We start from the raw sequence: 26178 nt of genomic DNA on the forward strand, positions 1-26178 counted from the left end.
AGCGCTTACGAATTCCTGTTCATTAAAAGCCTGCCCATTCAGTCAGTTGTTCCTGCTGATACAACTGTCGCCAGCTTGGTCTGGCGCGAACCAGATCTGCCAATCGCTGCAGTGCCGGCCAGGCCAGAGCCGTTTGCGGCATATTGCGCGACCAGCGCATGTACATGGTCAACATTAAATCAGCAGCACTGAAGGTATCGCCGAGTAAATAAGGACCACGTTGGCTGAGCTGGTCATCAAGTTGCTGCCAGAGCGCCGAAATATTCTGTTGCAGCTGCTGGCGCAAGTCCGCCGGATACTGTTCCAGACCAAGGTCGGCCGGATAAAACCATAAGCGGAATTGCGGTGCCAGATTATTGGTTAAAAAAGCGATATGTTGTAAAAACAAGGCGCGGTCGGCGCTGCCTGCTGCCGGCGCCAGTTGCTGATGTTTTTCTGTCAGATAAAGCAAAATGGCTGCGGATTCAAACAGGACTGTTGTGTCGTCAACCAACACAGGTACCCGGCCTTGCGGATTTAAACGGCGAAAGTCGGCTGATTTTTGCTGGTCGGTGGTAAAGTCGAGTAAAACCAGCTCAACTGGCTGATTGAGTTCAATTAATAACTGATGGATGACCATACTGGCACTGCCAGGGGCATAAAACAGTTTATACATGGTCATGGCTTCCTTTGCGGTCAATGAGTCTATTCTTGCTGAACCAAATCTTAATGTAAAGCTGCGGACAAGATTTTAAATCGGCATTAATAAGTATTTGAATTTAAATAATTATAAGACGGAATTAGCTGGATTTATTAATTTCGAATAATTTGTCTCGAATCTTCCAGAATCGACCATCTTTTTGTGCGATCACCACAGCCGGCGGTTGCAGGCGGTGTAACAGGGCATCAAGTTGCAACACTGTGTTTGCCATAAAGGGCCTGTGACGGTCGGCAATAAAGGGGGGCAGCACTTGAGCGCACAGTCGCTGAATTTGGCTGCGGCTGTTGATACGAAAAAATTCCTGTAGTTGCTGTCCTTCCGCATCCAGATACCGCAGCCGTAGCCTTGGCTGGCCTTGTGCATCCGTTTCGGTTTCTGCTTCAAGCCGGTTTGGATATAAAATCAGTGCATCCTTGAGTTTCAGCGCATCCTGCAGTTTTTTGTCCGGGTCGACCAATACCAGCCCACAGGCGCTGCAATTGCGTGCAGCGATATCGTGCTCAGTGCCGCATTCCGGGCAGAAGCGGGCCTTAAATCGAAAACCGCAGGGCACCGGCTGTTGCTGTTCGCCCAGCCGCATGCCCTGACATTGCCGGCCATAGTGTTCCAGTACCAGCCCATCCGGGTTTTGTTTGCCCCAGAACTGATTGGGGTACTGGCACAGCGGACAAGGCACTGTCACTTGTACCGATTGGCTGTCCGGTGGCGGTGGCCCCGGGTCGTTGCTGTATAAATCGTATAAATTGCCGGCGTAATCCAGCACCAGACAATCGGTTTTACCCGGCGACAGGCGCAGACCACGACCAACAATTTGTTGGTACAGGCTTAAGGATTCTGTCGGGCGTAAAATCGCAATGAGGTCAACGTGCGGCGCATCAAAGCCGGTAGTCAGTACTGCGACGTTGACCAGATACTTCAGCTGCTGCTGTTTAAATTGCTCCAAAAGCAATGCGCGTTCGGTCGAGGGCGTGGCCGACAAAATCAGCGCGCTCTCACAGGCAGGTAACAGCGCCAGGATCTCCCGCGCATGCGCGCTGGTCGCGGCAAATATCATTACGCCACGGCGGTTTTTCGCGTATTGCTGCACTTGCGCGATGATTTGCGGCGTCACTCTTTTGTAGTGATTAATTACCTGATTGAGTTCCGCCTCGCGAAAATGGCCGTTATTGGCCGGTTTCAGCCCGGAGAAATCGTAACTGAGCACGGCACAGTCAAGACGGTTTGGCGGCGTCAGATACTGGCGTTGTAGCAACACACGAATTGACAATTCAAAAATGCACCAGCGGAAAAAGCAGTCGGCGTCGCCGCGCACGGCGCCCTGATAATGAAACTGATAGATAAACCCCTGACCCAGCCGGTAAGGCGTCGCAGTCAGACCCAGCACTTTTAAGCCGGCATTTTGCTGTTGCAGGTGGCTAATCACAGTGCGGTAGCTGCTGTCGGCAGCCAGCGGTACCCGGTGGCATTCGTCAATAATCAGCAAGCTAAACTCATCGCAAAAGTCAGCGAGATTTCGGCTGACGGATTGCACTGAGGCAAAAATCACCTGCTGAGTGGTTTGCTTCAGGCCAAGGCCTGCGGCGTAAATGCCGCCTTCCAGACCATAACTTTGATATTTTTGTTGGTTTTGGCTGACCAGTTCTTTGACATGCGTCAGCACCAGCACCCGGCCACGGGCAAGCCGCGCCAGCTCTGCGATAACCAGACTTTTACCGGCGCCGGTCGGCAGCACCAACACGGCCGGGTCGGACAGCCGGCGGAAATATTGCAGCACTGCTGTAACGGCCTGCTGCTGATAGTCGCGAAGTTGAAACGGTAACGCCGGGCGGGGATTGTCCACAGCAGGCGCGACCGGCACAGACGTCGTCTGTGCGGGCCCGGCTGTGACTGACATGGTTGCAGCGCGGGATGCGCTGCGGTCTTGAGCTGTCACTGATTAGTTAAGGCCTTTATGGCTGAAGGCGATGGCTTTATCGGCGACAAAACCGGCTTTAATGCCTTTTTGCTCGTCACCCCAGACACAACTGCGGGTACCAATGACTTCTTCACAGCTGTTGGCGTCACCGATGATGGCGGTCACTTCCTGATAACTCATGCCGACTTTGAGCTGATTGTAATTTTCCATCGACAATTTGCCGCAGGCGGCTAATAACAACAGAGTGGCTAACGGAACTAATTTTTTCACGGGCTGACTCCTTCGCCTGCAGCAGGCGTAGCGGGTGGGGTAAAACGGCGGATTTGCAAAATCAGGCCAAAACGTGGATGGTCCAGATAATGAATTTCGCCAAGTAATAAACGCACACTATCTTTGACATAAAAAGTGTTCAGACGCTCGTTATTATTGGCATCCGTGACCAGCTGACGCAGATTAAATTCCGTATCGGCAAACAACATGCGTTCATTGTATGGATGGATAATGCCGTCTAATTGCCAGACCTGCTGCGGCAAACCGTGCACGGCCTGTGCCTGCTCGTCACGGCTGAGCTGCTGCGCCTGCTGTAATTGTTGATAAGTTTGCTCAATGGCGGCCTGCAGATTGGGCGCCGCCGCAAGCATATCGTTTTGCTCGGTCTTCAACAGGCCCTGATAATCAAATTTCGGGCTATAGCGCTGGCCGGCAAAAAATCGCAGGCTGGTACTGCGGCGTTTCACGCCCAGCGACTGACGCCAGGCCGTATGCAATAACAGTTTGTGGCCCGCCCTGTGGCCAAGCTGCCAGGCCAGGTCTTTGAGCTGAAACGTGGTTTCGTCCAGCAGATAAGGTGTTATCTGGTGCTGCTGCGGCACATTTGGTTGCAGTACAGTCGGCTGTGGTATCACCGGTAACAGGCTAGGGCCGTCCACCTGACTGTCCTCATCAGTAGCAATTAGCTGTGGGCTTTTGACTGCGACAATTTGTGGCTGGTTGCGGCGGCAGCTGAGCGGCCATTGCAATAAGGGCTCGGCGGGGAATACGCCGGTGTATTGTTGCAGCTGTTGCTCTGCCAGTTGAATTTCATCAAACCAGGGCTGCGGCTCGATGCCGCTCAAACGGTCTTCTGCCGCCAGCAAGCTGTCGGTTTTATCCTGACAAGATGGCCAGGCGCTTTGCAGCGCGCGGATATCCGGTTGGTACAATGGCTTCAGCAAATCCAGGCTACGATGCACCGGAATAGCGGTGACGCGCTGCTCAAATTTTTCCAGCGTGCTGCTTAAAGTACCGCGTTCAAAGGCTATCAGTTCAATCTCAAACCAGGGATCGCTATTGGCCTGACTGAGGCTGGTCTGGGCCTGTGCGGAAATTGCAGTGCAAAAACCGAGGCTTACAACACTCAGGCCAATTACACGGAAACCAACAATAAGGCGACTTAACAAAGTTCTGTTCATGGTCCACTTCACTGACTGTTGGCCTGAAAATCGGCCAGCATCGTTTTTAATAAGGCCAGCCGCTCAGTGCTGCCCGGGGTTTCAATATTAAAGCGCAGCTTCTGACCGCCTTCGAGTTTATAAATGCGCGACTGCGTCTGGATCAGCCGGATAATATAAGCCGGCGCCACTTTGGTGCGTTCGGCAAATTCAACTAAGCCGCCTTTGGCATTCATCTCAATGCGCCGGATGCCAAGGTGCTGCGCGACCTGCCGCGCTTGCGTCAGCGCGACCAGATGTTTGGCGGCATCCGGTAACAGACCAAAACGGTCAATCAGTTCGACCTGAATTTCATCCAGTTCCTGCGCATCTTTGCAACTGGCGAGGCGTTTATAAAAGGATAACCGCAGGCTGACATCCGGAATAAATTTATCGGGCAGCAGCGCCGGAATTTTTAAATCCAGTTCGGTTTGCTGACTCAGCATCATGTCGAGACTCGGCTCACGGCCTTCTTTGAGCGCCTGCACTGCTTCTTCCAGCATTTCCATGTACAGCGTAAAACCGACCGATTCAATCTGGCCGCTTTGGTCATCGCCGAGCAGTTCGCCGGCACCGCGGATCTCTAAATCGTGACTGGCGAGGGCAAAACCAGCGCCTAAATCTTCCAGGCTGGAAATAGCTTCGAGGCGTTTTTGCGCGTCCACAGTTAAACGTTTCGGTGGCGGCGTCAGCAAATAAGCATAAGCCTGATGGTGCGAACGGCCGACACGGCCACGCAGCTGGTGCAGCTGAGCCAGACCAAAATTATCAGCACGATTGATAATAATGGTGTTAGCGGTCGGCACGTCAATACCGGTTTCAATGATGGTGGAGCACAGCAGCAGGTTAAAGCGCTGATGGTAAAAATCGGCCATCACCCGTTCCAGTTCGCGCTCCGGCATCTGGCCGTGGGCGATACCGATGATCGCTTCCGGCACCAGGGTTTGTAAGTCTGTGGCGGTTTTTTCGATACTGGCGACGTCATTGTGCAGGAAATACACCTGACCGCCGCGCAGAATTTCGCGCAGCACCGCTTCGCGCACCAGGCCGTTTTCATATTCCCGGACAAAGGTTTTGACGGCGAGCCGGCGCGCCGGTGGTGTGGCGATAATCGACAAATCCCGCATACCCGATAACGACATATTCAGCGTGCGCGGAATAGGGGTGGCGGTTAAAGTCAGAATATCGATATTGGCACGCAGCGCTTTGATTTTTTCTTTCTGCCGCACACCAAACCGATGTTCTTCATCGACGATCAAAAGCCCGAGGTCACGGAATTTAATGTCGTCCTGCAGCAATTTATGCGTGCCAATCAGGATATCGACTTTGCCGGCTTCGGCGTCGGCCAGAATCACTTTTTGCTCTTTGGCGCTGATAAAGCGTGATAACACTTCGACCCGTACCGGCCAGTTGGCAAAACGGTCGCGGAAATTTTCAAAATGTTGCTGCGCGAGTAGCGTGGTTGGTACCAGAATCGCCACTTGATGGCCATCATCGACCGCCACAAAAGCGGCGCGCATCGCCACTTCGGTTTTACCAAAACCGACATCGCCGCAGACCAGCCGGTCCATCGCGCGTGGTGTTTGCATGTCGCTCAGCACGGCATTAATGGCATCGAGCTGATCGGCGGTTTCTTCAAACGGGAAACCATCGGCAAAGCGCGAATAGGACTCGGCGTTAATTTTAAAGCCATAGCCTTTTTGACTGGCGCGCAGCGCGTAGACATCGAGCAATTCGGCCGCCACATCTCGGACTTTTTCTGCGGCTTTGCGCCGTGCTTTGTCCCAGGCGTCGTGACCGAGTTTATGCAGCGGCGCATGCTCGGGTTCTGTGCCGGAATAACGGCTTAACAGATGCAGTGCCGATACCGGCACATAAAGTTTGCTGCCGCCGGCATATTCGATAGTGACAAATTCAGCGACGATACCGGCCGCTTCCAGCACTTGCAGGCCTAGGTAACGGCCGACGCCGTGTTGTAAATGCACAATAGGCTGGCCAATGGATAACTCGGCCAGGCTACGGATAATGGTTTCGCTGGAGATCTGCTGGCTGTGTTTACGCCGCCGGCGCTGGCTGACTTTCTGGCCAAACAGTTCGTTTTCACTGATAAGTGCCAGCGGCGCTGGCAGGCGCAGCTCCACGCCTTGCTCCAGTGCGCCGACTGTGATGGCGACATCAGCGTCGCTACCAAGCACCGCTTGCAAATCCGGCAGCTGAGTCAGGCGGATGCCGCTTTTATGCAGTAATTGCAGCAGGCTTTCGCGCCGGCCTTCGGATTCCACCAAAAATACCGCACGGCCTTGTTGCTGTTTGATAGCGCTGAGGTACTGCCGCAGTGCGCCCAGTGGCTCGGCCAGCTGATGATTGACGGTTAAATCCGGCAATAACGCAGTCGGTGCGTTGCTGCTGCCGGCTTTTTGCGGCAACTCGGCACGCGACAAACGGATACGGCTATAGGCTTTTTGCAGGCCAAACAGCTCGTCGACACTGAAATACAGCTCTTTGGGTTGCAGGATAGGCCGCAGCAGGTCAATAGATCTGTCCTGGTAACGGTTTTGCACGTCCTGCCAGAAGCGCTGCGCGCTGGCTTCTAAATCACCAACAGCCAGAATGCGCGTGGCCGGGGGCAAATAAGAAAACAACGAGCCGGTACTTTGCGCAAACAACGGCAAATAATATTCGATACCGGCCGGCAGCGCGCCACTGCTGACCTGCTGGTACAGCGATTCTTTTTCATTACGTTGCTGAAAACGTTCGCGATAGCGGCTGCGAAAACGTTCAATTGCCGTTTTATCCAGCGGAAACTCATGCGCCGGTAACAGCTCGATCTGCTCCACCTGCGCCACAGTGCGTTGATTGTCCGGGTCAAAGGTACGCAGACCGTCAATTTCATCGTCAAAAAAATCAATGCGATAAGGTAGGGGGCTACCCATCGGGTATAAGTCGAGCAAAGAGCCACGCACCGAAAATTCGCCGTGTTGCATCACTTGTTCGACGGCGCGATAACCGGCCTGCACCAGTTGCGTGCGCAGGCTGGCTAAGTCGAGCCGCTGGCCTTTTTGCAGCAATAAACTTTGTTGCTGTAAATGATCTGGTGCTGTTAAGCGCAGCATCAGGGTGCTGACCGGTACCAGCACCAGGCCATGACTGACGCTCGGCAGCTGATATAGCGTGCGCAGGCGCTGCGAAATAATATCCTGATGCGGCGAAAACTGGTCGTACGGCAGGGTTTCCCAGTCCGGGAAGCTGTGGACAGGGACCGTCTGAGCTGAATTCGAGGCGGCGAAAAACACCGCCAGTTCCTGTTCCAGCCGCAGTGCCGTTGGCGTGTCTGGTACTATCAACAGGTACAAAGCCGGTTGCTGTTGCACCAGTTCGCTGATCGCCAGCGGCAACGCCGCACCGGTCAGATTGCCCCAATGTAATAAATCGGTCGGTTGTTTAATTTGTGGCAGCGTCAACAAAGCCATCAGTGCAGGTTTCCGTGTCAATCTTTTAAACTAGGGCCAGCAGGCGGGCTGGCGGACATCAGGCACATGAAGTGCCAGGCGTTTAAAGCGGCGCGCCGCAGATACTATTTTGCTAAAGGCCGCTGTACAGTCAGGCTGCGCAATCAGGACTGGCCTTGCTGCTGGCGCATTTCCGCTTTGCGTTTAAGCTGGCGCGATTGCTGATGCAAACTGGCGCGCACAATCAGCTCGCGGTCCTGCTCGCGCAGATGAGTGTAAGTGGTGCGGATACGGAACTGCTCACCAACAGGTTCAACGCCAATGACACGCACCAGTGTAAAGACCGCGCCGTCATTGTGTTCCAGGAACATTTTGACTTCCAGTAACTGGCCTTCGGCGTAGGGCGCACTGTGATCAAAACACAAGGCGGAGCCACCATAACTGTGGCTGAAACAGCGGTATTGCGGGTCATCCTGCATCAGCAAAATGTAACGCATCATGCCATCAATTTTGCGCGCCTGAATGCGCAGGTATAAGGCCAGTTCTTCGGCCATATCACCAAGGCGGTTCAGCGATTTGAGCGCCGACTGTTCCAGCATCACTTGTTCGCCGGCCATCAGAAAGGGCTCCGGGATCAGCCGTTCAAAACTGCGTTCATCCGGCTCATCACCGGCAAAAGGTTTTACGTTGATGCGGATGTCGTGTTCGATAATGAAATAATCGTTGTATTGGTCTTTCAACAGGTTCAGTTGAGTTTGGTCCATGCTGCACCGCGCTTGTAAGCGCCCCCGTTTATCTCTATGATTCCGCTACTTTATCACTTTGCATGGCTGAAGTCCTGAGAAAAGGATGCAAGTTCCGGTTTCATTATTCATAGGGTTACGTTACAGCCAGAGCCGTAAAGGTAATGCCTTCCTGTCGTTTATCACCTTGTTTTCAGTAGCCGGGATTTTTCTCGGTGTGCTGGCATTGACTGTAGTCAGTTCGGTGATGAATGGCTTTGAAGGCGAGCTGAAAAAACGCATTCTGGGCGTGATCCCGCATTTAATTGTGCAAAGCTCCGACGCAGCATTGCCGGCGCGGCTGCCACAACAGTTTCCGGCTATTGCGCAAATCAGCCCGTTTTTACAAAGCGAAGCGCTGATCCAATCCAGTAAAGACTTAACTGGCGCTATGTTGCAGGGCGTTGACGTAAACGCCTTACCGACATTTTTGCAGCAATCATTGCAGCAAGGCGACTGGCAGGAATTTGCAGCAAGCCGCTATCAGGTGGTGCTTGGCAGTGCACTTGCTGACAAACTGCGGGTCCAGCTCGGCCAGCAGATCCGGCTGATGTTACCGACTGGCGGCAGTTACACCCCGCTTGGCTGGATGCCGCGCCAGCGCAATTTCACCGTCGCCGGCATCTTTGATACCGGCTCTGAAGTCGACAAAGTGGTGGTGCTGCTGCGTTTGCAGGACCTGCAAAAACTCACCGGCAACAAAGACAGCACCTGGCGCGTCAGCTTACACGATGCGTTTTTAGCACCTCAATTACAAGCAGAGCTGAGCAAAGTGGATGGCGTAACAGCCGTCACGGACTGGCGGCAAAGCCACGGCAAACTGTTTTCTGCAGTGGCGATGGAAAAAGCCATGATGTGGCTGATGTTATTACTGATTGTCGCGGTTGCCGCTTTTAACATTGTTTCGGCGCTGGTGATGATGGTGACGGAAAAACAACGCGAAGTCGCCATTTTAAAAACTCAGGGCATGACCAATCAGCAACTGTTTTATGTGTTTGCCGCCCAGGGCATGAGCCATGGTGTAACCGGGGCGCTGACCGGCGCCGTCGCCGGCGTGTTGTTAACGCTGAGCTTAAACGACTTACTGGCGCTGCTGGGATTACAGCTGGTGCAGGGCATGGCGTTACCGGTCATTTTGCAGTGGACAGACGTGCTGCTGATTATGTTGTCGGCGGTGTTGCTGACCGCATTGGCAGTGATTTACCCGGCCTGGCGTGCAGTTCAGGTGGAACCGGCCGCAGTGCTGCGTGACGAATAACAGACAGGCAAAAAATCATGATGTTACGCTGTGAAGATCTCTGTAAAAGTTACCGCGATGGCGCCCATGTCACGCCGGTGCTGCATCACATCAATTTACAGGTGCCGGCTGGCCAGATGGTGGCGATTGTCGGCAGCTCGGGATCAGGCAAAAGTACCTTGCTGCATATTCTCGGTACCTTGGACCAGGCTGACAGCGGCGAGCTTATTCTCGCCGGTCAGAAAATTTCTACGTTAAATCCGACACAAAAAGCGCAGCTGCGTAATCAGCAGCTGGGGTTTATTTATCAGTTCCATCATTTGCTGATGGATTTTACCGCTGAAGAAAACGTCGCGATGCCGCTGTTAATTCGCGGCATCGCACAAAGCGATGCGCTGCACAAAGCCCGCCAGATGTTAGAACGGGTGGGGCTTGGCCATCGCCTGACACACCGGCCGTCAGAACTCAGCGGTGGTGAACGTCAGCGTGTCGCCATTGCCCGCGCTGTGGTGGGCGAGCCTTCACTGATCCTGGCCGATGAGCCGACCGGCAATCTCGATCATCAGACGGCGGAGAGCATTTATCAGCTGATGCGTGAACTGAACCGTGATTTGGGCACCAGCTTTATTGTGGTGACGCATGATCCGGATCTGGCAGCAAAACTCGACCGTCAGCTGTACATGCGCGACGGCAAATTAGGAGAGCTGCATGGCTAGCCTGTCCTGGCAGCTGGCGCAGCGTTATCGCCATACCCGTTCCAGCAGCGCTTTTATCCGTTTTATCGCCGCGTCTTCCACTTGGGGCATTGGCCTTGGCGTCGCTATTTTAATCCTGGCGTTGTCGGTGATGAATGGCTTTGAACAGGCGCTGCAGCAAAAACTGCTGAATGTCATTCCGCATGTGGAATTGCAGGCGGTGGATAAACCCATCGCTAACTGGCCAGCGAAATTACAGCATTTGAGCAATCAGCCCGGCGTTGTTGCCGCCGCGCCTTATATCCGCACCGACGGTTTGTTACGCGCCCAAGGTAAAGTCAAAGCCATTGCGGTGCGTGGTATCGATTTGGCTTACGAAAGTGGCATCAGTCAGCTAGACCAGTTTGTTAAAAGCGGTGCCTTGACCGAACCAACCGCGCAGCAGGTGATTGTAGGCGAGGGCGTCGCCAAAGAGCTCGGTGTCAAAGTCGGTGAACAGGTGCAGCTGATGCTACCGGAACTGACCGAACAAGGTGATTTAGCCGGCCAGAAAAACGTGTTGTTGGAAGTCATCGCCATCGTTGGTATTGGCGGACAACTCGATTATCAGCAAATCTGGGTGCAGCTGGATGCACTGGGCGACTGGCTGAAAATGCCCGCGGGTACAGTGCAGGGTTTTGCCTTTAAAATTCAGGATATTTTTCAGGCTGGCAATATAGCGCGGGAGCTTGGTAATCAAGCCACTGACTATGTCTACATGCTGGACTGGTTCCGCACTCAGGGCCATTTGTATCAGGATATCCAGATGGTGCGCAGCATTTTGTACTTAGTGCTGGCGCTGGTGATCAGTGTCGCCTGTTTTAACATCGTCGCGACGCTGGTGATGGCGGTGCGGGAAAAAGAAGCCGATATCGCTATTTTGCTGACGATGGGCACAAAGCCTGCTGTGCTGGTGCGGGCTTTTATCTGGCTGGGTTGGCTCAATGGCGTCAAAGGCACATTGTGGGGCGCATTCGCCGGCCTGCTACTGGCGTGGCAGATTGAAAATGTATTTGGCCTAGTATCAACCCTGCTCGGGCGCAGTTTACTCGACCCGACTATCTATTTTATTGACACCTTGCCTGCACAAATTCAGTGGCCGGATGTGCTGCTGACAGTGAGTGTGGCACTGGTGCTGAGCCTGATGGCGACCATTTATCCGGCACGCCGGGCGGCCCGCGTTGAGCCGGCACAAGTGCTGGGGCAGTATTAAAGGCTAACGGCTTTGCTGCCGCAAGCGGGCTTTGGCGCGGCGTTGGCGCAAATGAAAGTGCCAAATCCGCGCGGATAGTGGCCAGCTCAGCAGCGCCGACAATAAACCTAACGCCACTGAACCGGTCAGCAGCGGTACACCCACCTGATGCAGCGAAGTGGCCAGCCATTGCCAGCTGGCTTCAAACACAAAATCCTGCACCGGCATCTGCAATATCACCACCCCAGCCTGATAACCAGCCACAATCAACAGTGGCAAAGTCAGCGGATTATTCAGCCAAACCAGGCCAAGCGCCAACGGCAGATGAGCCTGAAAACGGATAGCAAGTGCCGCTGCCAGTAGCATCTGGATGGGAAGTGGCAGCCAGGCACAAAACAACCCGACCACACAGGCACGTTGCAAGGAACGGCGCCGCAAGCGCCATAACGCCGGCGCATTTAACTTAGGGCCAAATTTCTGTAACCAGGCTTGCTGGCGCAGCATCTCTGCGTCAGGCAGTTGCCAGAAGCGGCGGGAAACGGATTTTGCTTTCATCGGTCGGGTTAAACCGCGGGCTTGTGGCGTTCGGCTCTTTTACGCCAGGCGCGGCGCACTGCAATGATCCAACACCAGTCGATTAAAAACCAGGCGGCAGTGGACACCATAGCCGCAAAAATCAGACTACCGACCAAAAAGGGTTTACCGACTGAGTCGATACTGGCGATCAGCCATTCAAAAGTGGCGTGAAATTCCACGTTTAACGGCGGCATACCCAGTACCCAGGTACCAATGTTGTAGCAAATGTAAAAAATTGGTGCCATGGTGAATGGGTTGGTCAGCCAGCATAACGCCACGGCGATTGGGATATTACAGCGAAAAATGATAGCGAGCGCAGCTGCCAATACGGTCTGGCCCGGCATCGGCATTAACGCGGCGAACAGGCCGGCCGCAAAGGCGCCTCGGGCCGAACGGCGGTGCAGATGCCACAGATTGCCGTCGTGCAGGAATTTGCCAAAGATCTGCATCGATTTATGATTTCTGATCAAATCTGGATCTGGCAGGTATTTTTTAATAAAGTTCTTAGCCATTACATCTCATTAACCAAATTGAAACATGGAACGTTTTAGCTTTGGTGTGCTGGCCGCAGCGTTGCTGGCGTTGTGGCTGGAGCAATTGCCGCCGTTACGTCCGCTGGCTCTGGTCTGTCTGGTTGCGCTGCTTGCTGCGCCGCTGCTGAGTGCCGGGCTGCGGCGTTATCATGCCTGTTTATGCGGCGCGCTGGTTTATCTGCTTTGCCTGAGCTGGCAGCTGCAACAACATCAACACATTAGTACACAAGTTGTGGCCGAGCATACCACAGAAGTTTGTGGCCGAGTGGTCAGTCTGCCGCGTCAATTCGTCGAAAATAGTCGTTTTGTCTTGCAGTTCAGTGACGACTGCGCAGAAAAAGCACAAGTGGCGGCCGGCCGGCTGTTAGAAGTGCGCTGGTATGCTGAATCCGGCCAGACGCTGCCCAGCGTTAAAGCCGGCCAGCACTGGCGTTTGCCGGTGAAATTCAAAGCGGTGCGTGGCCTCGCCAATCCTGGCAGCCCCTGGCGGGAAGCTAATGCGCTGGTCGATGGCATTGTGGCGGTGGCAACGGTGCGACCCGGCGCAGCAGCAACACTGTTGGCGGATACGCCCAGTCTGCGTCAGCAGCTGGCCGATCGTTTTGCGGCGTGCTGTCAGCACTATGCGGCTTATCCGCTGTGGCTGGCGCTGACCATCGGCGACCGGCCATTCAGCGATGAATTATGGCTTGGTGTGCAACACGCGGGCATGGCGCATTTATTGTCGATCTCCGGCATGCATATCGCGTTGCTATTTGGTTTGTGTTTACTGACGAAGCCATTGTGGGCATGGCTTGGGCTGTCGGAGCCCTGGCGTAGTGTGTGGTTATGGGGCTTTGCCTTGCTAGTTGCCTGGGGTTATGCCGCGCTTGCCGGCTTCGCCATTCCGACGCTCAGGGCGGTGTTGACCTTGTCGTTGCTGGTGCTGCTACGGCTAAGCTGGCGACGGGTGTCCTTCTGGCAGCTCAGCTGGTTGCTGAGCGCAGTGTTACTGCTGTTCTGGCCATTCTGGTTGTTGAGTTTTAGTTTCTGGTTGTCGGCGTTGGCGCTGGCGCTGTTGGCCCTGCTGGAATGGCAGCAGCCACTCAGACCCGGCTTTGGGCCTTTGTGCCGGCGCTTTGCCAGCTTTCAGCTCGGTTTTAGTCTGTTATTGTTGCCCATTGGCTTGTTGTTATTTCAGGGCGTGGCGCCTTTTGCGCTCTGGCTGAATTTATTGTTGTTGCCGCTGATGACGCTGCTGGGTATTCCGGTCCTGTTGCTGCTGTTTGGCTGGTTATGTCTGGCCGGCACTGTGCCTGCGCTTGCCTGGCAAGGCTTGGATTTATTGTATTGGCCACTGTTGCAGGCCTTGCAGTGGGCAGCTTTGGCCGATGGTTGGTGGAGTCTGCCAGCGCTGCCCTGGTATGGCGCTTTGTTGCTGTTGCCGCCTGCGCTGCTTGGCTGGTTTTGTCGCGGCCGTTGGCAGTGGGCAGCATTGCCGCTGCTCATGCCGTTATTGTTCTTGCCTCAGGCGCCGTTTTCGGCTGCATTAGGGCGCGCGGCAACTAAGCCGGAACCGCTATATTTTCATCTATTGGATGTCGGGCAGGGCAGCAGCGCTGTGCTACAACAAGGCGACCACGCCATTTTGTTTGACTTGGGGCCTGCCTATGGCGCCGTCAGTGCCACCCGTCAGGTGGTGTTACCATTTTTGCGCTACCTCGGCATCCGTCAGCTCGATTATGTGGTGGTGAGCCATGACGACAGCGACCATAGCGGTGACTGGCCGCTGCTGCGTTCGCGTTATCCACATACGGTACTGGTCAGCGATATTCGCCGGCTGGCCCCCAGATTTCACTGCCTGGATTTGCCAAAATCCTGGCGCGGTGTTCAGTTGCAGTCATTCCGGGCCGGACCTTATCAACCCGAACCCAGCAACGAAGATTCCTGCGCTGTGCTGATTGATACCGGCCGCTACCGGTTGTTATTACCGGGGGATTTGGGCCGGCGCGAAATGACAGTCGCAAGTGCGATCACCTGGCAGTTTGCCGGCATTGATGTGCTGGTGCTGGGGCATCACGGTAGTCAAAGCGCGAGTAGTCTGGGCTTTCTGCAGGCGTTAAAGCCAAGGCTGGCGTTGGCCAGCAGTGGTTTTCAGAATCAGTTTGGTCATCCTTCAAAAGACACCCAGGCACGTCTGAGTCTGCTGCAAATTCCGCTACTCAACACTGCCGAAAGTGGCGCAGTACGGCTGCATCTTAGTGCTCAGGCATTACAATACGATCAATTCAGGCCACGCCGCTTTGCGCGCTGGCTGGAAAAATAGCCGGGGAGATGCTGAAACCCGTTCATTAAACAGGTAGAATGCCGGGGTTTTGTTATTGTCAGGAAAGCCATTTTGACTGCTCCCCAGCCATCGACGACCGCTACATTCCGCCGCCTCATGCGTTATATGAAACCGTACCGTGGCGGTTTTATTCTGGCGACTTTGGGCATGATTGGTTATGCCTTAATTGATGCCCTGTTTATTGCCAAGTTCGGTGATTTTATCGACCGCGGCATCGCCGAAAAAGACTACGACTACCTGGCGATGATCCCGCTGGCGTTGATCCTGATGTTTACCATCCGCGGTATTTTGAATTTTATTGCTACTTATTGCCTGCACTGGGCCGGCACCAATGTAGTAAAAGACCTGCGCCAGCAGTTGTTCGAACACATGATCAAGCTGCCGGTTAGTTACCACGACCAGCACAGTACCGGCGAACTGATTTCCCGTATTACCTACGACGCCGAACAGATTAAACAGGCCTCGAGTAAAGCACTGGCTGCTCTGCTGCACGAGGGCGCGCTGGTGATTGGCCTGGTTGTCGTGATGTTTTATAAAAGCTGGCAATTGTCGGCGATTTTCTTAATTATCACGCCGCTGATAGCCGTCATCGTTGCAACGGTGTCCAGACGTTTCCGTGATATCAGCAAACGCATGCAATCCTCGATGGGCAATGTAACCAGCAGTTCTGAACAAATGCTCAATGGTCACAAAGTCATTCTGGCTTTTGGCGGCGAGCAGCTGGAATCCGACCGTTTCGCCGGCGTCAATAACCAGAACCGGCAGCTGGATGTCAAACTCGAGTCCACCCGCGCTATGTCGGTGTCGCTGATTCAGGTGATTGCCTCTTTTGCCGTGGCTTTTGTTGTGTATATGGCCAGCTTCCCTGAAATGCTCGAGCAACTGACGCCGGGCATTTTTACCACCATCATCGTGTCGATGACGATGTTGCTAAAACCACTGAAGCAATTGACCACTATCAACGGCGAGTTTCAAAAAGGCATGGCGGCTGCGCAGTCGGTGTTCGCCGTGCTTGACCAACAACCAGAGCAAGACCATGGCACTGTGGAACTGGAAAATGTTCGGGGTGCTTTATCAGTACAAAACCTGAATTTTCAGTACCCTGGCCATGAACAGCTGGTGTTAAAAGACATCAATTTTGACGTCGAGCCCGGTCAGACTGTGGCGCTGGTGGGGCGTTCCGGCAGTGGTAAAACCACGATTTCCAGTCTGTTACCGCGTTTTTATGAAATCAGTCAGGGCGAGATCCTGCTCGATGGCCATCGGGTACAGGACTGCACGCTGAGTAGTTTACGCCGCCAGATTGCGGTGGTATCACAGCAGGTGGTGCTGTTTAATGACACTATCGCCAACAATATTGCTTATGCCTACCGCGGGGAACTGAGCCGCGAACAGCTGGAACTGGTGGCTGAAAAAGCGCATGTACTGGAATTTGCCCGTCAGTTGCCGGATGGACTCGACACCATGATTGGTGAAAATGGCGTGATGTTATCCGGCGGCCAGCGCCAGCGTATTGCCATAGCCCGCGCCTTATTAAAACAAGCGCCGGTATTGATTCTGGATGAAGCCACTTCGGCGTTAGATACTGAATCTGAACGTAAAATTCAGGCCGCATTGGACGAGTTGCTGAAAAACCGCACCAGCATCGTCATCGCGCACCGGTTGTCGACCATTGAAAAGGCAGACTTGATTCTGGTGATGGATCAGGGCCGGATTGTCGAACGCGGTACCCATCAAAGCCTGCTGGCACAGGACGGCTATTACGCCAGCCTGTATAAAATGCAGTTTGGGGACTGTGTTTGAACGCGTTAGAGCGCAGCTGGTATCAAAAATTTGGCTGGAGCTGGTTGTTATTACCGCTCAGTCTGTTGTTTAGCTTACTCAGCGCCGCACGCCGGCTGGCGTTTCGTTTAGGCTTAAAAACGCAGCAGCGTTTACGGGTGCCGGTGGTGGTGGTCGGCAATATCAGCGTCGGCGGCACTGGCAAAACGCCGGTCACCCTGCGTTTATGCGAATTGTTACAAGCGCATGGCTGGCGGCCCGGCATTATCAGCCGCGGCTATGGCGTGAAATTATCCGCGCCGCGACTGGTACAACCGCATGACAGCCCGGCCGAGTGTGGCGACGAGCCGGTGTTGCTGGCGCGCCGCTCTGGTTGTCCGGTAGTGATTTTTCCGGACCGGGTGCAAGGTGGTGAATTTTTGCTGGCCACGACGGATTGCAATATCGTCATCTGCGACGATGGCCTGCAGCATTATGCACTGGAACGCGACCTTGAAATTATCCTGATTGACGCCAGTCGTGGCCTTGGCAATGGCTTGTTGTTGCCGGCCGGGCCATTACGAGAGGGCGCCTGGCGCCTTGCGCAGGCCGATGTAGTGCTCAGTAACGGTGGGCAGGACGCGCCAATCTCGGGCCAGGTCCGTGGCAATTTTTATCTGCAACCAGGTGTGCCACAGCCGCTGCAACATGCTGACGCCACGCTTGATAGCGCCACAGCACTGCAGTTGGTCAGCGGCATTGGTAACCCGCAGCGTTTTGCCACGACAGTGCAAAAAGCCGGCTTTCAGCTTGCTGGTCAACACTGGTTTGCTGACCATCATGCTTTTACTGCCGATGATTTGGCAGCCATTCCAACACCACTGCTGATGACCGAAAAAGATGCGGTGAAGTGTCAGGCGTTCGCGAAACCGGGCTGGTTTTATCTGCCGGTGCAGGCGGTACTGCCGGCAGATGTGGAAAATTATATTCTTGAGCGTCTGCGCAAGACGCATTAATCCGGCAGCGAACGGCTGTCGTGGGGAGATTTGATGGCATTTAATATTGCGTTACTGGACATCATTGCCTGTCCTTTGTGTAAAGGCCGGCTGAAGCTGGATAAAGAGCAGCAGCGGCTGATTTGTACTTTTGACCGACTGGCGTATCCGGTGAAACAGGATATTCCGGTGCTGCTGGCGACTGAATCGACTGAACTTAGCGCTGACGAGGCTGAACAATGGCGTTCGTAGTGGTGATCCCGGCGCGTTACGCCAGTAGCCGTTTGCCCGGCAAGCCGCTGGCTGACATCGCCGGTAAAACGATGATTGAACGGGTCTGGAGACAAGCCTGTTTAAGTGGTGCCAGCCGGGTGGTGATTGCCACCGACGATGCGCGGGTTGAAGCTGCGGCGACAGCCTTTGGCGCTGAAGTGGTAATGACGTCGCCAAATCACAATTCCGGTACAGAACGTCTGGCCGAAGTGGTGCAATTATTAGCGCTGACACCCGAGCAGGTGGTGGTCAATGTGCAGGGTGATGAGCCCTTTATTCCGCCGGCCATTATCGCGCAAGTTGCGCAGAATCTGGCAGGGCAGCATAAAGCGCGGATGGCGACGTTGTCAGTGCCGCTTTTGCATCAGGACGATGTCAGCAATCCAAACGTGGTGAAAGTGGTCTGTGACAAGGACGGTTACGCGCTGTATTTCAGCCGGGCTACTGTGCCATTTGATCGCGATGGCGCTTTTAGCGCGCAGTTTAGCCGTATCTATCGCCGTCACATCGGCATTTATGCCTATCGCGCTGGTTTTATTCAGGATTATGTACGCTGGCCCGTCTCAGAGCTGGAGCAGATTGAATGTTTAGAGCAGCTGCGGGTGCTGTGGCAAGGTGAAGCCATTCATGTTGATACGGCGCTTGAAGTGCCGGCGCTTGGTGTGGATACGCCGGCTGATTTAGAAAAAGCCCGCGCTGTGGCGCTTGCGGCCGGCGTTTAAAAATGTCTGTACCTGTTACCCAAAGTTTTCAGCTGCTGTTTCGCCACGCCGATTTTGTGCTGGTTGATAAAGCCGCCGGCGTCAGCTTTCACTCTGAAGACGGCCCGGGTCTGGTTGTCGCGGTGGAACAGGCGCTTGGTCAAAAGCTGTATGCAGTACACCGGCTGGATAAAGTCACTTCAGGCTTGTTGCTGCTGGCAACCTCTGCACAAGCCGCGGCGCGTTTTACCGCGCGGTTTAGTGCAAGGCAGATTGATAAATATTATCTGGCGCTGTCGCTTACCAGACCCAAACAAAAACAAGGCTGGGTCAAAGGCGATATGCAACCGTCCCGCCGCGGCGCTTATAAACTTTGCAATAGCATGGCAGATCCGGCTTTGACCTATTTTTTGTCAGCGGGGTTTGACGGGGCAAATACCGGTTTACCCGAAGGTGCCAGGGCGTTTTTGTTAAAGCCGTATAGTGGCAAAACCCATCAGCTGCGTGTCGCGCTGAAATCACAAGGCGCTGCTATTGCCGGTGATGCGCTGTATCAGGGCGCACCGGCCGACCGGGTATATTTACACGCTTATGCACTTAGCTTTGACTGGTTGGGTGAGAGTTTTCAGTTTGTTTGTCCGCCGACGCAGGGCAACTGGTTTGTGGCAGCGGCGCTGCAACATAAGATCACGACTGACTGGGCAGCGCCCTGGACGCTTGCTTTCCCGCAGCTCAAGCAGCAGTCGCAAAAACTCAAGTTAAATGAAAAGGATGCGTCTGTCGAAGCGCCTCCTGCGCAAGAGATATACGATGTCTGATTATCAATTAAGATTCGCCGGTATTGGCCGGTTATACGGCTCTGCTGCTTTAGACGCTTTTGCCAAAGCCCATGTTTGTGTGGTCGGTATTGGTGGTGTTGGCAGCTGGGTAGCCGAAGCGCTGGCACGCTCCGGCATTGGCACTGTGACCTTGATTGATTTGGACGATGTTTGCATCAGCAATACCAACCGGCAAATTCATGCGTTAAAAAGTACTGTCGGCCAAGACAAAGTAGCCGTAATGGCAGCGCGTATTCGTGATATTAATCCGGATTGCGTGGTGCATCAGGTAGAAGATTTTGTCGCGGCGGATAATTTATTCACCCTGATGCGGCCGGAGTTTAGCTATGTGGTGGATTGTATTGATTCGATTAAAGCCAAAACCAGCCTCATCGCGCACTGTAAACGCAATAAAATCCCGTTAGTGACTATTGGTGGCGCCGGTGGCCAGTTGGACCCGACGCAGGTGCAGCTGACTGATTTAAGTCAGACTATCAACGACCCGCTGCTTGCCAAAGTGCGTAGTAACTTACGTCGCGATTACAACTACAGCCGCACACCAAAACGTAAATTTGGCATTGATGCGGTGTATTCCACTGAGCAGCTGCGATATCCGAAACCGGATGGCACTGTGTGTCAGGCTAAACAGGCCAGTGACGGCGCGATGCGGCTGGATTGCAGCGGCGGTTTTGGTGCTGTGACTGTGGTGACCGGTACTTTTGCTTTTGTTGCAGCCGGAAGGGTATTGAAAAAACTGGCTGATCTGGCTGAAAAGACACAGCAACAAACTAACGCGCAGCCGGCAGCAGGCTTATAACACCTGTTTGATTTGTCTGATGACCGCCGCAACACCATTATTGCGAGACGGCGATAAGCCTTGTGCCAGCCCCAGCTGCTGGTAAAGTGCTTCGACATCAACACCCTGCAATTGAGCCTGCGACAGGCCATTGAGTTGGCTCAGCAGCGCTGCGATGACGCCTTTAATGACACGCGCCTCGCTGTCAAATCCCCAGGCATGCCGGCCGTCTTGCTGTTGATGACAAAGCCAGGCGGCGGATTCACAACCGGCAACCAGCAATTCATCGCGTTTTAATGCGTCCGGCAGTGGCGGCAGCGCTTTTCCCAGCTGCATCAGCAAGCGGTATTTTTGTTGCCAGTCACGGCTTTGGCAGATGTCTGCATAGCTGCTGGCCTGACTGTGAATAAATTCAATTTGTGGCTGCATCAGAATAACTCCACCGCTTGTGTCAGCGCTGTGAGCGCCAGGTCCACCTCGGCTTCGGTGTTGTAAGGCGCCAGTGATAAACGCACAGCACCGGTCTGTTGCAGTGCGGCAAATAACGGCATGGCGCAATGCGTACCGGCGCGCACGGCGATTTTTTGCTGGTCGAGCAGGGTGGCAAGGTCGGCCGGATGCTCGCCTGGTAACAACAAACTGACAATGCCGGCGTTGTCCTCAAGGCCTGATAGCAGTTGCAGGCCGGGGATTTGCTGGCAACCCAGATATAAACGTTGGAACAGTCGTTGTTTATGCTGTTGCAGCGTCACTAAATCAAAGCGTTGTAAAAACTCCACCGCCGCTGCGAGGCCTAAAGCGCCGGCGATATTCGGCGTGCCGGCTTCCAGGCGATAAGGCAGGTCATTCAGTACTGTGCCGGCAAAACTGACTTTTTTAATCATTTCACCGCCATACAACAATGGTCGCAGTATTTCGAGCGCAGCAGTTTTGCCGTATAAAGCGCCAATGCCAGTTGGTCCATAGAGTTTATGGCCGGAAAACAGATAAAAATCACAGTCGATAAACTCGAGGTTCAGCGGGCCTGCACTGACACCTTGCGCGCCATCAACGATAGTCAAAGCACCCGCTGCTTTTGCCGCAGCAACCATGGCTTTTATCGGCTGAATATGACCCAGGCCATTGCTGACATGGCTAAGACTCACCACTTTAGGTTTTTTCTCCAGCAGCTGATGAAACGCCGTGAGGTCAAGCCGGTGTTCGTTATCGAGCGGCACCACATCAATCAACACGCCGAAGCGTTCACAATGAAATTGCCAGGGCACAATGTTGGCGTGATGTTCCAGCGCGGTCAGTAAAATGCGGTCACCCGGTTGCAGCACAGTGCCCATCAGGCCAAAAGCCAGTTGATTCAGGCCCGCTGTGGTACCTGACGTCCAAATCAGCTGGCTGTCTGCGGCTGGCTGGAGGAATTGATGCACTGTGGTGCGCGCTTGTTCAAAAGCGCTGGTGGCTTGTTGCGCCAGTCCATGCGCCGCACGGTGCACATTGCTGTTTAGCTGCTGATAAAACGCCAATTCTGTTGCAATGACCGCCTGCGGCTTATGCGTGGTGGCGGCATTATCCAGATAAACCCAATCCGGATGAGCCGCAAAAAACGGGAATTGTGCGCGAAAATCTGCAGCAGTTAACATCCAAAGCACCATAAAGTCTGAACCATTGCGCCAGTATCAGCGCTGGCGCGGGATTTTGCCTTGTTTTATCAGCAGCAGCAATTCGCGCAATAAAAAAAGCGCCGGTTGGCGCTTTTTTCCTGTGAACAAGCTCGGCTGTATTAAGAGCGCAGCGCTTTTTTCACATAGTCACGTTGGGTGTAGCCGGTGTACAGCTGACGCGGACGACCAATTTTGTGGCCTTTGTCGGACAGCATTTCGTCCCAGTGTGAAATCCAGCCAACTGTGCGTGACATGGCGAAAATCACCGTGAACATGCTGGTTGGAATGCCAATGGCTTTCAAGATAATGCCTGAGTAGAAATCGACGTTTGGATACAGTTTCTTCTCGATGAAGTACGGGTCTGACAGCGCGATACGCTCCAGCTCCATCGCCACATCCAGCAGTGGATCTTTGATATTCAGCTCTTTTAATACTTCATGGCACGTCTCACGCATCACTTTGGCGCGTGGGTCGAAGTTTTTATAGACGCGGTGACCAAAGCCCATCAGGCGGAAAGAGTCATTTTTGTCTTTGGCGCGCGCGACGAATTCAGGAATACGCGCGACTGAACCGATTTCCTGCAGCATCACCAGACAAGCTTCGTTGGCGCCACCGTGTGCCGGGCCCCACAATGAGGCAATACCGGCCGCGATACAGGCATAAGGGTTTGCACCTGAAGAGCCGGCCAGACGCACTGTAGAAGTCGAAGCGTTTTGCTCGTGGTCCGCGTGCAGCATAAAGATGCGGTCCATGGCTTTGGCGACGATTGGGCTGACTTTGTATTCTTCTGCCGGCACAGAGAACATCATGTGCAGGAAGTTTTCGGCGTAGCTCAGTTCGTTACGTGGATATACGAACGGCTGACCGATGGTGTATTTATAAGCCATGGCTGCAATCGTTGGCAGCTTGGCGATCAAACGGTGGGCAGAGCGTTTACGCTGCTCCGGGTCGTTGACGTTTAAATCTGAGTGATAGAACGACGACATGGCGCCAACCACACCACACAGCATCGCCATCGGGTGCGCGTCAACGCGGAAGCCCTGGAAGAACGACGCCAGTTTTTCATGCACCATCGTGTGGCGGGTGATGACGTGACGGAAATTTTTGTACTGTTCAGCAGAAGGTAATTCACCTTCGAGTAACAGATAACAGGTTTCTAAGTAGTCAGATTCAACGGCCAGTTGCTCAATCGGGTAGCCGCGGTGCAGCAACACGCCGTTGTCGCCGTCGATATAAGTAATTTTTGATTCACAAGAGCCTGTGGACATAAAGCCGGGGTCAAATGTGAAATAACCTTGTTGACCCAAAGCACGCACGTCGATCACATCAGTTCCCGCAGTGCCGGCGTAGATAGGCAACTCAAACGGCGCCAGACCTTCGATGTGCACGACAGCTTTTTTATCGGCCATTGGATTTCTCCTGTGTTGTTATTGATTTAAATCTGCTGCGAATTCTTATTCTACCCGTAATCAGGGCACCAAAGTCAATTTTAATGCGATGGCGGTTAATAAGTATTCGACTCTAGTCGTATTGTGTTCGTTGTGCGAACCGTTACTGTGGGTGCTGCAGAAATTATCCAACGAAATTAAACATAAATTGTAATCCGGGGTTGTGAAATATATACTGTCGCGGGTTCGAAATCAGTTCACCGATAGATAGAAAAATAAAAGGCTGAACCACTTAGGGTGAAGGCCAGTATATCCGTTGGGTGTTGACTGTTTATGCAGCAACGATAATGACAACAAAGCCCGCAAAGGGCGTTCATGGGCAAGAAACTGTGAAAAAGCAAAGACCTGTAAATCTCGATCTAACCACTATATCCATGCCTCCTACGGCGAAAGCCTCCATCCTGCATCGTGTCACCGGCGTTGCCATGTTCTTCGCACTGGTGTTTGTGATTTGGGCCTGGGCCGTTTCTTTATCTTCACCTGAAGGTTTTGCCACTGTGAAAGAAGTGATGACCTCATTCATCGCTAAATTCATCGCCTGGGGCACGCTGACAGTGTTGTCTTACCATATCATTGGCGGTATCCGTCACCTGATCATGGATATGGGTCACTGGGAAGAATTAGAGTCTGGCAACGCCAGTGCCAAAGCGGCCATCGGCCTGTGGCTGGTTGTTGCAGTATTAGCTGGAGTCTGGTTATGGTTCTGAATCAAGCATCTTTAAAACGCGACGGTGTGCAGGATTATGTGTCTCTGCGCGCGACCGCGATTATCCTGACGTTATATACGTTTTTTATTCTTGGCTTTTTCCTCTGCACGCCTGAAGTGACTTACGATGTCTGGAAAGCATTGTTTTCTAATCTGTTAGTCAAAGCCTTTACCTTATTGGCGCTGGTCTGTATCGCAGTTCACACCAAAATTGGTTTGTGGCAGGTGTTAACGGACTATGTGAAATCAGCCCGTCTGCGTGCCATTCTGCAATTCTTTCTGACCACGCTGGCATTTGGTTATGTGGCTGTTGGCCTGTTTGTTCTGTGGGGTGCTTAATTGAATATTCCAGTTCGCGAATTTGATGCCGTGGTGATCGGCGCTGGTGGTGCCGGTATGCGCGCCGCTCTGCAAATCACTGAATCAGGCCTGACCTGTGCTTTATTATCCAAAGTGTTCCCAACCCGTTCGCACACTGTATCTGCCCAGGGCGGTATCACAGTAGCGTTGGGGAACTCACACCCGGACAACTGGGAATGGCACATGTTTGATACCGTCAAAGGCTCCGACTATATCGGTGACCAGGACGCTATCGAATATATGTGTAAAACCGGCCCGGAAGCCATTACTGAGCTGGAAAACATGGGTTTACCATTCTCACGTTTTGAGAATGGCCGTGTTTATCAGCGTCCTTTTGGTGGTCAGTCGAAGAATTTCGGTGGCGAACAGGCCGCCCGTACTGCAGCTGCAGCAGACCGTACCGGTCACGCCTTATTGCACCTGCTGTATCAGCAAAACGTCAAAAACAAAACGCAAGTTTTCTCTGAGTGGTATGCGCTGGATCTGGTGAAAAACCAGGACGGTGCTGTGGTGGGTTGTACTGCCATCGATATCGAAAGCGGTGAAGTGGTGTACTTTAAATCCCGCGCTGTGGTGTTAGCCACTGGTGGTGCCGGTCGTATTTTCGCATCAACCACCAACGCGCACATCAACACTGGTGACGGTGTTGGTATGGCGCTGCGCGCCGGTGTGCCAATGCAAGATATGGAAATGTGGCAGTTCCACCCAACCGGTATTGCCGGTGCCGGTGTACTGGTCACAGAAGGCTGTCGTGGTGAAGGCGGTTACCTGCTGAACAAAGACGGTGAACGTTTCATGGAACGTTATGCACCAAACGCCAAAGACTTAGCCGGCCGTGACGTCGTTGCCCGTTCAATGATGACGGAAATCCGTGAAGGCCGTGGCTGTGATGGTCCATGGGGCCCACACATCAAGCTGAAACTGGATCACCTCGGTGAAGAAGTGCTGGAAAGCCGCTTACCAGGCATCTGTGAACTGTCGCGCACCTTCGCGCACGTTGATCCGGTGAAAGAACCAATTCCGGTGATTCCAACCTGTCACTATATGATGGGTGGCGTACCAACTAACGTCCACGGTCAGGCGTTACGCCCAACTGCTGACGGCAGTGCCGAAGTGATCCCAGGCTTATTTGCCTGTGGTGAAATCGCTTGTGTGTCTGTACACGGCGCGAACCGCTTAGGCGGTAACTCATTGTTAGACTTAGTCGTATTCGGCCGCGCAACCGGCCTGCATCTGGGCGAAGCCCTGGCTGCAACTGCTGAATATCGTCAGGCGTCTGATTCTGATCTGGAAGCATCGTTATCCCGTTTTAACCGGTGGGAAAGCTCGAAACCAGGTCAGGGTGAAGACCCAGTGCAAATCAAAAAAGACCTGCAGCAATGCATGCAGCTGAACTTCTCGGTATTCCGTGAAGGTGCGGCGATGGCTGAAGGCTTAGAACAGTTAAAAGTGATCCGTGAGCGGCTGAAGTATGCCCGTCTGGACGACAAGAGCGCTGAGTTCAACACTCAACGTATCGAATGTCTGGAACTGGACAACCTGATGGAAACCGCATTCTCGACTGCAGTTGCTGCCAACTACAGAACCGAGAGCCGTGGCGCCCACGCTCGCTTTGACTTCCCGGACCGTGATGACGAAAACTGGTTATGCCACAGCGTCTACTCGCCGGAGACTGAGTCTATGTTTAAGCGGAAAGTGAATATGGAAACTAAATTCCGTCCGGCTTTCCCTCCTAAAGCCCGTACTTACTAA

At 53.6% G+C, this 26178-nt stretch carries 24 protein-coding genes; 13 read left to right on the top strand and 11 right to left on the bottom strand.

The genetic code is table 11. The features are described 5' to 3' along the window. Window positions 1–22: 22 nt before the first annotated feature. From ABNT34_RS20280 to ABNT34_RS20305, 6 genes are all read right to left on the bottom strand, one after another. Window positions 23–655 (bottom strand): glutathione S-transferase family protein, encoded by a 633-nt coding sequence (locus ABNT34_RS20280; RefSeq protein WP_348734722.1) that lies wholly within the window; start codon window positions 653–655, stop codon window positions 23–25. Window positions 656–779: 124 nt separating this feature from the next. After that, window positions 780–2540: a DEAD/DEAH box helicase gene (locus ABNT34_RS20285; protein ID WP_348734723.1), complete on the bottom strand. Its 1761-nt coding sequence runs from the start codon at window positions 2538–2540 to the stop codon at window positions 780–782. A 96-nt stretch (window positions 2541–2636) separates the two neighbouring features. Next, window positions 2637–2885, bottom strand: coding sequence for a DUF3862 domain-containing protein (locus ABNT34_RS20290; protein WP_348734724.1), 249 nt, complete (start codon window positions 2883–2885; stop codon window positions 2637–2639). Beyond that, the gene (locus tag ABNT34_RS20295) at window positions 2882–4066 is read right to left on the bottom strand and encodes a CsiV family protein (RefSeq protein ID WP_348734725.1); all 1185 of its coding nucleotides are present in this window, start codon (window positions 4064–4066) and stop codon (window positions 2882–2884) included. Before ABNT34_RS20295 ends, ABNT34_RS20290 begins: the two co-directional genes overlap by 4 nt. A gap of 8 nt (window positions 4067–4074) precedes the next feature. Continuing rightward, window positions 4075–7554 carry a transcription-repair coupling factor gene (mfd, locus tag ABNT34_RS20300; protein ID WP_348734726.1) on the bottom strand — a complete coding sequence of 1160 codons (3480 nt, stop codon included), beginning with the start codon at window positions 7552–7554 and terminating at the stop codon, window positions 4075–4077. Window positions 7555–7697: 143 nt separating this feature from the next. Further along, entirely contained in the window at window positions 7698–8297 is a 600-nt protein-coding gene (locus tag ABNT34_RS20305; protein WP_348734727.1) for a PilZ domain-containing protein, read from the bottom strand. An 85-nt stretch (window positions 8298–8382) separates the two neighbouring features. On the opposite strand from ABNT34_RS20305, the gene ABNT34_RS20310 reads away from it, so the two are divergent. From ABNT34_RS20310 to ABNT34_RS20320, 3 genes are read left to right on the top strand one after another with little or no spacing between them, the layout of a single operon-like run. Beyond that, window positions 8383–9573, top strand: a complete 1191-nt coding sequence (locus ABNT34_RS20310; RefSeq protein WP_348734728.1) for a lipoprotein-releasing ABC transporter permease subunit — start codon at window positions 8383–8385, stop codon at window positions 9571–9573. Window positions 9574–9590: 17 nt separating this feature from the next. Continuing rightward, window positions 9591–10268: a lipoprotein-releasing ABC transporter ATP-binding protein LolD gene (gene lolD, locus ABNT34_RS20315; protein ID WP_348734729.1), complete on the top strand. Its 678-nt coding sequence runs from the start codon at window positions 9591–9593 to the stop codon at window positions 10266–10268. Beyond that, window positions 10261–11499 (top strand): lipoprotein-releasing ABC transporter permease subunit, encoded by a 1239-nt coding sequence (locus tag ABNT34_RS20320; protein ID WP_348734730.1) that lies wholly within the window; start codon window positions 10261–10263, stop codon window positions 11497–11499. The genes lolD and ABNT34_RS20320 overlap by 8 nt, the downstream gene beginning before the upstream one ends. A 3-nt stretch (window positions 11500–11502) precedes the next feature. On the opposite strand, the gene ABNT34_RS20325 is transcribed toward ABNT34_RS20320, so the two are convergent. Both ABNT34_RS20325 and ABNT34_RS20330 read right to left on the bottom strand, forming a co-directional pair. Further along, window positions 11503–12033, bottom strand: coding sequence for a DUF2062 domain-containing protein (locus tag ABNT34_RS20325; RefSeq protein WP_348734731.1), 531 nt, complete (start codon window positions 12031–12033; stop codon window positions 11503–11505). A gap of 8 nt (window positions 12034–12041) precedes the next feature. Next, entirely contained in the window at window positions 12042–12566 is a 525-nt protein-coding gene (locus tag ABNT34_RS20330) for a DUF2062 domain-containing protein (RefSeq protein ID WP_348734732.1), read from the bottom strand. 25 nt (window positions 12567–12591) lie between these two features. On the opposite strand from ABNT34_RS20330, the gene ABNT34_RS20335 reads away from it, so the two are divergent. From ABNT34_RS20335 to tcdA, 7 genes are all read left to right on the top strand, one after another. Further along, window positions 12592–14892 carry a DNA internalization-related competence protein ComEC/Rec2 gene (locus ABNT34_RS20335; protein WP_348734733.1) on the top strand — a complete coding sequence of 767 codons (2301 nt, stop codon included), beginning with the start codon at window positions 12592–12594 and terminating at the stop codon, window positions 14890–14892. Between the two features lie 72 nt (window positions 14893–14964). Further along, complete coding sequence (gene msbA, locus ABNT34_RS20340; protein WP_348734734.1) at window positions 14965–16716, top strand: lipid A export permease/ATP-binding protein MsbA; 1752 nt, start codon at window positions 14965–14967, stop codon at window positions 16714–16716. Further along, window positions 16713–17690, top strand: coding sequence for a tetraacyldisaccharide 4'-kinase (gene lpxK / locus ABNT34_RS20345; protein ID WP_348734735.1), 978 nt, complete (start codon window positions 16713–16715; stop codon window positions 17688–17690). The genes msbA and lpxK overlap by 4 nt, the downstream gene beginning before the upstream one ends. 33 nt (window positions 17691–17723) lie before the next feature. Further along, window positions 17724–17921 carry a Trm112 family protein gene (locus ABNT34_RS20350; RefSeq protein ID WP_348734736.1) on the top strand — a complete coding sequence of 66 codons (198 nt, stop codon included), beginning with the start codon at window positions 17724–17726 and terminating at the stop codon, window positions 17919–17921. Next, window positions 17909–18664 carry a 3-deoxy-manno-octulosonate cytidylyltransferase gene (gene kdsB, locus ABNT34_RS20355; RefSeq protein WP_348734737.1) on the top strand — a complete coding sequence of 252 codons (756 nt, stop codon included), beginning with the start codon at window positions 17909–17911 and terminating at the stop codon, window positions 18662–18664. Before ABNT34_RS20350 ends, kdsB begins: the two co-directional genes overlap by 13 nt. A 2-nt stretch (window positions 18665–18666) precedes the next feature. After that, on the top strand, window positions 18667–19461 hold the full coding sequence (locus ABNT34_RS20360) for a TIGR01621 family pseudouridine synthase (protein ID WP_348734738.1): 795 nt from the start codon (window positions 18667–18669) through the stop codon (window positions 19459–19461). Then, window positions 19454–20278 (top strand): tRNA cyclic N6-threonylcarbamoyladenosine(37) synthase TcdA, encoded by an 825-nt coding sequence (tcdA, locus tag ABNT34_RS20365; protein WP_348734739.1) that lies wholly within the window; start codon window positions 19454–19456, stop codon window positions 20276–20278. The genes ABNT34_RS20360 and tcdA overlap by 8 nt, the downstream gene beginning before the upstream one ends. On the opposite strand, the gene ABNT34_RS20370 is transcribed toward tcdA, so the two are convergent. The 3 genes from ABNT34_RS20370 to ABNT34_RS20380 all read right to left on the bottom strand — a co-directional run bounded on the left by ABNT34_RS20370 (window position 20273) and on the right by ABNT34_RS20380 (window position 23321). Then, window positions 20273–20686 carry a SufE family protein gene (locus ABNT34_RS20370; protein WP_348734740.1) on the bottom strand — a complete coding sequence of 138 codons (414 nt, stop codon included), beginning with the start codon at window positions 20684–20686 and terminating at the stop codon, window positions 20273–20275. The two genes, tcdA and ABNT34_RS20370, sit on opposite strands and share 6 nt — an antisense overlap. Then, window positions 20686–21891 (bottom strand): cysteine desulfurase, encoded by a 1206-nt coding sequence (locus ABNT34_RS20375; RefSeq protein ID WP_348734741.1) that lies wholly within the window; start codon window positions 21889–21891, stop codon window positions 20686–20688. Before ABNT34_RS20375 ends, ABNT34_RS20370 begins: the two co-directional genes overlap by 1 nt. Before the next feature lie 140 nt (window positions 21892–22031). Next, on the bottom strand, window positions 22032–23321 hold the full coding sequence (locus ABNT34_RS20380; protein WP_348734742.1) for a citrate synthase: 1290 nt from the start codon (window positions 23319–23321) through the stop codon (window positions 22032–22034). Window positions 23322–23647: 326 nt separating this feature from the next. Between ABNT34_RS20380 and sdhC the strand changes: the two genes are divergently transcribed. Genes sdhC through sdhA form a run of 3 tightly spaced genes read left to right on the top strand, consistent with a single transcriptional unit; the run spans window position 23648 to window position 26178 of the window. Next, window positions 23648–24067, top strand: coding sequence for a succinate dehydrogenase, cytochrome b556 subunit (gene sdhC, locus ABNT34_RS20385; RefSeq protein WP_084164489.1), 420 nt, complete (start codon window positions 23648–23650; stop codon window positions 24065–24067). Further along, on the top strand, window positions 24058–24405 hold the full coding sequence (gene sdhD / locus ABNT34_RS20390; protein ID WP_348734743.1) for a succinate dehydrogenase, hydrophobic membrane anchor protein: 348 nt from the start codon (window positions 24058–24060) through the stop codon (window positions 24403–24405). The genes sdhC and sdhD overlap by 10 nt, the downstream gene beginning before the upstream one ends. Continuing rightward, the gene (gene sdhA / locus ABNT34_RS20395; protein ID WP_348734744.1) at window positions 24406–26178 is read left to right on the top strand and encodes a succinate dehydrogenase flavoprotein subunit; all 1773 of its coding nucleotides are present in this window, start codon (window positions 24406–24408) and stop codon (window positions 26176–26178) included.

Source organism: Rheinheimera texasensis, assembly GCF_964031785.1.
Taxonomy (GTDB): Bacteria; Pseudomonadota; Gammaproteobacteria; order Enterobacterales; family Alteromonadaceae; genus Pararheinheimera; species Pararheinheimera texasensis_A.